Here is a 7187-nt window from a genome sequence, read left to right on the forward strand (position 1 = left end):
ACGCTAATGCTATGGTAAAAATATGTCAACAAAGCTGACATATTTTTTCGAATGTTTCGCAAGCTGCAATCTGGCTGAAAGGAAATGACCGCGTGGCCGGCCAATCCAAAGAGAACACCCGGTATCTGAGCGATGCCGCTGTCGATGACGACACGATCGATTTCGAGATCATCGAGCTCTTCTTCTTTGCCTATCGCGACTTTACCTCCGATCCCGACGCCATCCTTGAAAAGAGCGGCTTCGGGCGGGCGCATCACCGTGTCGTGCACTTCGTCGATCGGGAGCCGGGCATGACGGTCGCGGATCTCCTGGACACGCTGAAGATCACCAAGCAGAGCCTTGCGCGCGTGCTCAAGCAGCTGATCGATTCCGGGTACATCCGCCAGGAGACCGGGCCGGAAGACCGGCGCCAGCGCATGCTCTACACCACCGTGGAAGGACAGGCTCTGGCGCGGGCGCTGGCGGAGCCACAGTCCCGCCGCATAGCCGATGCATTGGCAAGAACCGGTCCGGGCGCGCGCGAAACCATCAAGCGCTTTCTTGCCGGCATGAAGAACAACGCCGCAGACTGACAAGGAGGCCCGCCGCCGGCGGACAACCGGGCAGCGCAGCTACTGGGGAAGCATGGAATGACGACAAAAGCGACTGTCTCGGACGATGCGGCTCACCTCCTGGTCGTCGACGACGATCGGCGCATCCGCGATCTGCTCAACCGCTACCTGGTCGAGCAGGGATTTCGCGTGACGACCGCGTCCGACGCGGATGAAGCACGGCGCAAGCTCGTCGGCCTCGATTTCGACCTTTTGATCGTCGACGTGATGATGCCGGGCGAAAGCGGCATCTCGCTGACGCACAGCCTGCGCCAGATCAAGACCGTGCCGATCCTGATGCTGACGGCGCTGGCGGAATCGAACTCCCGCATCGAGGGTCTCGAAGCCGGCGCCGACGACTATCTGTCAAAGCCCTTCGAGCCGCGCGAACTGGTGCTGCGCATCAATAACATCCTGCGCCGCAACCAGCCGGCCCAGGCGCCCAAGGTCGACCAGGTGATCTTCGGTCCCTACACCTTCTCGGTGGTGCGCAAGGAACTTAGGCGCGGCGCCGATCATATCCGCCTCACCGACCGCGAACAGGAGATCATGACGCTGTTTTCGCAGCGCGCCGGCGAGACCATCCCGCGTCACGAATTGATCGGCGACGATGCCGAGGTGGGCGAGCGCACGATCGACGTGCAGATCAATCGCCTTCGGCGCAAGATCGAGGATGATCCGTCCAATCCGGTTTGGCTGCAGACGGTGCGCGGCATCGGATACCGGTTGAGCGTGGACTGAGATGGCAGGCCTTCCGATGAGCGCGGCAAACCATGGCAAGTTTTGATGGCATAGAGCGCGGGGCGACGGGCTCCAGCGACAACGCCTGGAGGCGCTTTACCCGCTGGCTGCGCCGTCGCCTGCCGATGGGCCTCTACGCCCGCTCGCTGCTGATCGTCATCATTCCGATGGTGCTCCTGCAGTCGGTCGTTGCCTTCATCTTCATGGAGCGCCACTGGCAGCTGGTGACTCAGCGCCTGTCGGCCGCCGTCACGAGCGACATTGCCGCGATCGTCGACCTGATCGACACCTTCCCCGCCGATCGCGATATCTCCGAGATCATCCGCATCGCCCGCGACCAGCTCGATCTCAGCATTTCGGTCGATCCGCCCGGCGAACTTCCGCCGCCGCGGCCGAGCCCGTTCTTCGAAATTCTCGACCAGATTCTCGGCGAGGAGATTTCAAACCAGGTCCGACGCCCCTTCTGGATCGATACGGTCGGCAACTCCAAGCTCGTCGAGATCCGCATCAAGCTCGACGACGGGCGCATCCTCAGGGTCTACGCCCGGCGCAACCAGGCCTATGCGTCGAACACCCATATCTTCCTCGTCTGGATGGTGGCCGCATCGCTGGTGCTGCTGACCATCGCGGTGCTCTTTCTGCGTGGCCAGATCCGACCGATCCTGGCGCTGACCAAGGCGGCCGAGAGCTTCGGCAAAGGCCAGAAGATCGACGATTTCGCCCCGCGCGGGGCCGACGAGATCCGCCGCGCCGGTCTCGCCTTCATCCTGATGCGTGAGCGTATAGAGCGCCAGATCGAGCAGCGCACGGCCATGCTCACCGGCGTCAGCCACGACCTTCGCACCATTCTTACGCGCTTCAAGCTGCAGCTGGCGCTGGCCGGTAACAACCCCGACCTCGAAGGCCTCAACCAGGATGTCGAGGACATGCAGAACATGCTCGAAGGCTATATCGCCTTTGCGCGCGGCGAGGCGGAAGAGGATGTCGGCCAGCTGAAGCTCAGCGATCTGATGGTCCGGCTTGCGGCGGAGGCCGAATTGCTCGGCAAGACGCTCACGACCTCGGTCGAGGGCGAGGACGAGGTTCGCGTCCGGCCGAACGCCTTTACCCGTCTGGTCGCCAATATTGCCTCGAACGCCTACCGCTATGCCGACACGGTGAACATCGACGCCCGCCACAGCGCCAAGTGGGTCACCATCACCGTCGACGACGATGGCCCGGGCATTCCCGAGCGGTCGCGCGAGGACGTGTTCAAGCCGTTCTTCCGCCTCGACGAGGCGCGCAATCTCGACAGTTCCGGCACCGGGCTCGGTCTTGCCATTGCCCGCGACATCGCGCGTAGCCATGGCGGCAACGTCACGCTTGGCGACAGCCCGCTCGGGGGCTTAAGGGCAACGGTGCGCGTGCCCGCTTGACCTGTGCGTCTTGAGAGGCCACTGCTCGCCCTGGGGAAGCCAGGGAGTGAGCAGTGCCGGAAATCAATTGGGATGAATGGGAACGGCGACTGGCGACGCTATGGGCGACGTTTGATAAGGCCGACGCCGAAACCTTCATAGCGCGCATCGAAGCGCTCGCAGCCGAGCTTCCACCGGAGCATGCCATCGGCCTGTTCGAAAGGGCTTGTGCCCAGGATTCGACGGGTCACGAGGCCAGGGCCGAGCCTCTCTATCGCCAGGCGCTCGCGACCGGCCTTTCGGGCATCCGCCGCCGCCGGGCGACCATCCAGCTCGCGAGTACCTTGCGCAATCTCGGCCGTGCGGACGAAGGCGTTGCGCTGCTTGCAGCCGAGCGGACCATGCCGTCGGACGAGCTCGACGACGCCGTCAACGCCTTCCTGGCCCTCTGCCTGGTCGATGTCGGTCGCGCCAAGGAAGCGACCGGGCTCGCGCTCGAAAGCCTGTCCAGGCACCTGCCCCGCTACAACCGTTCGCTCAAGCGTTACGCCGAGACCCTGGCACCGGGCGAGTAATCCCTAAAGCGCGTCGCGATCTTTCAGATCCGCTCCTTGCGCTTTAAGCCTTTGATCCTCGCATATCGGTGCTGCACACATTTGCGCGAAATGCTTTAGCGCTGGTAGATCGACGTCAGTCCGCGCCGCTCGTTGAAGCGGTGCCAGGCGTCGATGCGGCGCGGGTGGCGGGCGCGCATGACATCGAGCGGCGCAAGCAGCCGACCCTCACGGCCAAGCGCTGCATCGAGGATCTCGATGATCCGACGGTTCGGCCAGGGCTTGCGGGTGATCGTCAACAGCGCCCGGAAGGCGTCCTCTTCCCGGCCTGCACCAAGCTGATGGGCGATCAGCCCATAGGCAAAGGCGGTCGAGCGGCTGACGCCGGCGTGGCAATGCACGAGGATCCGGCTTGAGCCGTCTTCGGCAGCCGGCCGCATCGCCTCGAACACCTCGAGCACCAGATCCGGAAAATGCTGGGTGGCATTCGGGTTTTCCTGGTCGCGCATGCGCACCACACGGTGGCTCGCGCCGGCAATCACGGGCACGTTCGTCTCGGGCAATTCGGGGTCGAGCAGCGAGAGCACATGGCTTGCGCGCCAGTCGCGCGCCGCATCGGCAGCGCGCCACAGGCAGGAAACCTTGACGCGCTCAGGGATCACTTCAAAAGCAATGGTCATCGGGGATCACATCAACTTCTTTCCGTTGGGAACCGGCTTTTCGGTGGCAGCCAGCACGATCGCGCCGGCCTCGTCTTCAAAGCCCAGCGTCAGCACTTCGGAGCGGACAGGGCCGATCTGGCGCGGCGGAAAATTGACAACGCCCAGAACCTGTCGCCCGACGAGATCCTCCGGGCTATAATGAACCGTGATTTGCGCTGATGACTTTTTTATGCCGATCTCCGGGCCGAAATCGATTTTCAGCTTGAAGGCGGGCTTGCGGGCTTCCGGAAACGGTTCGGCCTCGACGATGGTGCCGACCCGGATGTCGACGCGCTCGAAATCAGCAAACTCAATCGTATCAGCCATCGCTATTCCCTAAATGAAAACCTTCTCCGCCGACGTGGCTTAAAGCATCGGGCGAGATTCCGGAAGCGTGTCGGCCTCGGCGGCGTTCACGCGAAATCTTGCCTCGGTCCAGGGACGGCGCGCAAACTCCTCGGCGAGGAAATCGATGAACACACGCACGCGCGGCGGCAGAAACCGCCGGTGCGGATAGACCACGGTGATCGGCTCCGCTTCGGCGCGGTTGTGGTTCGTCAGGAGTGGGCGCAGCCGGCCAGCCTTGATGTCGTCGCCGACGAGGATCTCAGAGAGGCGGACGATGCCGATACCAGCGAGCGCCAGACGACGCAGCGCTTCGGTGCTATTGGCTTCGACCGGGCCCCGAACACGGATCGCCCGCCTGCCGCCCTCATCGTCGAACTCCCAGACATTGAGGCGGCCATGCGCGGTAATGGCAAGGCACACGTGCCGCTGCAGGTCATCGGGCGTCTCTGGAATGCCATGCCTTTCGAGGTAGCCCGGTGCCGCACAGATCACCCGCCGGTTTGCGGCGAGCCGCCGCGTCACCAGCGTGGTGTCGGTCGGCTCTGCCACCCGGACGGCGATATCCGCATCGCCATTCAGCAGGTCGACGATCGCGTCGCTGAAGTCGAGTTCAAGCTCGATGTCAGGGTATCGCTCGATAAAGGCCGGCAACATCGGCACGATCAACCGATGGCCGAAAGCGCTCGGCAGGCTGACACGCAGACGGCCACGCGGCTCGGCACCCGGCTGGATCGCAAATTCCGCATCCTCCATATCGCCAAGGATGCGACGGCTCGATTCCGCATAGGCAATGCCCTCGGTCGTCAGGCTGATGCTGCGCGTCGAACGCTGCAGCAGGCGCACCCCGAGCCTGGCCTCAAGGCGCCCGATGATCTTGCTGACGGCCGATGGCGTCATCCGCAACCTGCGCGCGGCCGCAGAAAAGTCCCCCTCCTCGACAACTGCGAGAAACACGGCCATGGCTTCCTGCCGATCCATCGCATCTATTCCATTTCGTCACAGATATCAGGAATTTATCATGGATTATCGCAGCAAGCGATAGGTTGTAGCCTAATCCGGTACTTCAATGACCACGTGTCGAGGACAACGGACATGGATGAACAGCGCAACGACGTGCCTGTGAGCTACGAGCTGCATTCCTGGGCGCGACATGAGCGCAGCGTTGCGGTCGGCGACGCCTGCCGTCGGGCAATGATCATGATCGGGAGCTTGTCGTTCGGCCGGCTGCCACGCGATGACCGTGGCGGATGCTCAGGGGAAGCGCCGCTACGCCCATTAACGGGCCGAAGTTGAGGCCGACGCCATCGCGGCGCCGGCAACCGATAGGCTTAGCCAGCCAGTTCTTCCGCACGCTTGCGCGCTGCTGCAATCGCCTTGTCGAAAAGTGGCTGCATGCCGTCGTCGGCCATCAGCACGGAAAGAGCCGCAGCAGTCGTGCCGCCGGGCGACGTCACGTTCTGGCGCAGCCGCGCCGCCTCGTCGGGGGACTGGTGCAAAAGTTCGCCAGCCCCCGCGACGGTTTCCCGCGCGAGCCGCATGGCGAGGTCCGCCTCGAGGCCGGCCTTGCGGCCCGCTTCCGCCATGCACTCGACGAGGTAGAAGACATAGGCCGGACCACTGCCCGAGACGGCAGTGACGGCATCGATCTCGGCTTCGGTCCTGACCCATTCGACCGGACCGCTGACCTTCAAGAGATCATGAACCTGCGCGCGCTGCGCCTCGCTGACGCGGGCATTGGCAAAGGCGCCGGTGACGCCGCGGCCGATCATCGCCGGCGTGTTCGGCATGGCACGAACGGTCGCCGCCGCACCCAGATGGGTCTCGATGAAGGCGAGCGTCTTGCCGGCTGCGACCGAGACGATGACCGTGTCGGGTCCGACGAGCGATTTCAACGGCGGCAGCACCACGTCCATCACCTGCGGCTTGACCGCGAGGAAGATGACGCCTGCCTGAACGCCCGCCGGAGCCACAGCCGCATGGGTAACGCTGTTGTCGGCAATCAGCTGCGCCATGGCCGGTGGTGGGCCGGGATCGACGACGAGCACGTCGGCGCCCTTGACGCCGCTTTTCAGCCAGCCGGAAAGCATGGCGCCGCCCATGTTACCGGCGCCGACAAGCACGATGGGACCGGAAGCGGCATTTGCCATGATCAGGCCTCTCCAACCGTTTCGAACAGCACGGCATCGACCGCGCGCTGCGCGTCCATGCCGGACCAGACGACGAATTGAAACGCCTGATAATAGGATTCGCAAGCGTCGAGTGCGCTCGAAAGCAGAACTTCGACCTGCTGGTTGGTGGGTTCGGCCCCGCCGGCGAGCAGCAGCGACTGGCGGAAGATCACGACCTCTTCCTGGCGCCACAGGTCGAAGTGACCCATCAGCACCTGCCCGTTGATGTGCGAGAGCAGGCGGATGACTTCGTTGACCCGGCTTTCCGAAACCTTGATGTCGAAGGCACAGGCCAGGTGCAGCGCCTCGAATTCCTCCATCCAGGAGAAGGAAACGTGGTAGTCCGCCCACTTGCCTTCGACCGTCATGGCGATTTCGTCTTCGCCGGATCGCTCGAACGACCAGTCGTTATTCGCAGCCACGAACTCGATCATATCGACCGGGTTGGATTGGCGCTCGACTTCCATTTCCAAAAGGCTCATGCATCACCCTGCATAGGTGTGGCCCAGGCATGCGTCATCACGCTCACACGACGCAACGCTGCAAACCCAACACCGATTAAAATCACACTATGATTGCTGAACTCACATCCATCCTGGCTGACTTACCCTGCCTGGAGCTTACGCGGTTCGTTTCGAATCATCATTTAAAATCAGTGTATAATGGCGGAGTCAGGCTGCCAGCCCCTCGC

Annotated in this window: 9 protein-coding genes; 4 read left to right on the forward strand and 5 right to left on the reverse strand. The window is 63.2% G+C overall.

The features are described 5' to 3' along the window. The first annotated feature begins 92 nt into the window (after positions 1 to 92). Genes VGO04_RS05535 through VGO04_RS05550 form a run of 4 tightly spaced genes read left to right on the forward strand, consistent with a single transcriptional unit; the run spans position 93 to position 3300 of the window. On the forward strand, positions 93 to 572 hold the full coding sequence (locus VGO04_RS05535) for a MarR family transcriptional regulator (protein ID WP_327494965.1): 480 nt from the start codon (positions 93 to 95) through the stop codon (positions 570 to 572). A 57-nt stretch (positions 573 to 629) separates the two neighbouring features. Beyond that, the gene (locus VGO04_RS05540) at positions 630 to 1331 is read left to right on the forward strand and encodes a response regulator (RefSeq protein ID WP_065775033.1); all 702 of its coding nucleotides are present in this window, start codon (positions 630 to 632) and stop codon (positions 1329 to 1331) included. A 32-nt stretch (positions 1332 to 1363) separates the two neighbouring features. Beyond that, positions 1364 to 2746 (forward strand): ATP-binding protein, encoded by a 1383-nt coding sequence (locus VGO04_RS05545; RefSeq protein ID WP_327494966.1) that lies wholly within the window; start codon positions 1364 to 1366, stop codon positions 2744 to 2746. A 53-nt stretch (positions 2747 to 2799) separates the two neighbouring features. Next, entirely contained in the window at positions 2800 to 3300 is a 501-nt protein-coding gene (locus VGO04_RS05550; RefSeq protein ID WP_327494967.1) for a tetratricopeptide repeat protein, read from the forward strand. Between the two features lie 95 nt (positions 3301 to 3395). Here VGO04_RS05550 and VGO04_RS05555 read toward each other — a convergent pair whose 3' ends face one another. The 5 genes from VGO04_RS05555 to VGO04_RS05575 form a co-directional block, all read right to left on the reverse strand. Continuing rightward, positions 3396 to 3959 (reverse strand): protein-tyrosine phosphatase family protein, encoded by a 564-nt coding sequence (locus tag VGO04_RS05555; protein ID WP_327494968.1) that lies wholly within the window; start codon positions 3957 to 3959, stop codon positions 3396 to 3398. Between the two features lie 6 nt (positions 3960 to 3965). Then, positions 3966 to 4307, reverse strand: a complete 342-nt coding sequence (locus tag VGO04_RS05560) for a tRNA-binding protein (protein WP_327494969.1) — start codon at positions 4305 to 4307, stop codon at positions 3966 to 3968. 39 nt (positions 4308 to 4346) lie between these two features. Then, positions 4347 to 5306 (reverse strand): LysR family transcriptional regulator, encoded by a 960-nt coding sequence (locus VGO04_RS05565; RefSeq protein WP_327494970.1) that lies wholly within the window; start codon positions 5304 to 5306, stop codon positions 4347 to 4349. A gap of 350 nt (positions 5307 to 5656) precedes the next feature. Further along, positions 5657 to 6475, reverse strand: a complete 819-nt coding sequence (gene proC / locus VGO04_RS05570) for a pyrroline-5-carboxylate reductase (RefSeq protein WP_327494971.1) — start codon at positions 6473 to 6475, stop codon at positions 5657 to 5659. A gap of 2 nt (positions 6476 to 6477) precedes the next feature. Further along, positions 6478 to 6978 (reverse strand): YbjN domain-containing protein, encoded by a 501-nt coding sequence (locus VGO04_RS05575; protein WP_034788736.1) that lies wholly within the window; start codon positions 6976 to 6978, stop codon positions 6478 to 6480. Positions 6979 to 7187 lie beyond the last annotated feature (209 nt).

The organism is Ensifer sp., from assembly GCF_035999185.1.
Lineage (GTDB): Bacteria > Pseudomonadota > Alphaproteobacteria > Rhizobiales > Rhizobiaceae > Ensifer.

Excerpts from the sequence above, each read along its gene's own strand:
- VGO04_RS05545 (WP_327494966.1), top strand. The coding sequence starts at position 1,364 with ATGGCAAGTTTTGATGGCATAGAGCGCGGGGCGACGGGCTCCAGCGAC.
- VGO04_RS05565 (WP_327494970.1), bottom strand. The coding sequence starts at position 5,306 with ATGGATCGGCAGGAAGCCATGGCCGTGTTTCTCGCAGTTGTCGAGGAG.
- VGO04_RS05560 (WP_327494969.1), bottom strand. The coding sequence starts at position 4,307 with ATGGCTGATACGATTGAGTTTGCTGATTTCGAGCGCGTCGACATCCGG.
- VGO04_RS05555 (WP_327494968.1), bottom strand. The coding sequence starts at position 3,959 with ATGACCATTGCTTTTGAAGTGATCCCTGAGCGCGTCAAGGTTTCCTGC.
- VGO04_RS05540 (WP_065775033.1), top strand. The coding sequence starts at position 630 with ATGACGACAAAAGCGACTGTCTCGGACGATGCGGCTCACCTCCTGGTC.
- VGO04_RS05575 (WP_034788736.1), bottom strand. The coding sequence starts at position 6,978 with ATGAGCCTTTTGGAAATGGAAGTCGAGCGCCAATCCAACCCGGTCGAT.
- proC (WP_327494971.1), bottom strand. The coding sequence starts at position 6,475 with ATGGCAAATGCCGCTTCCGGTCCCATCGTGCTTGTCGGCGCCGGTAAC.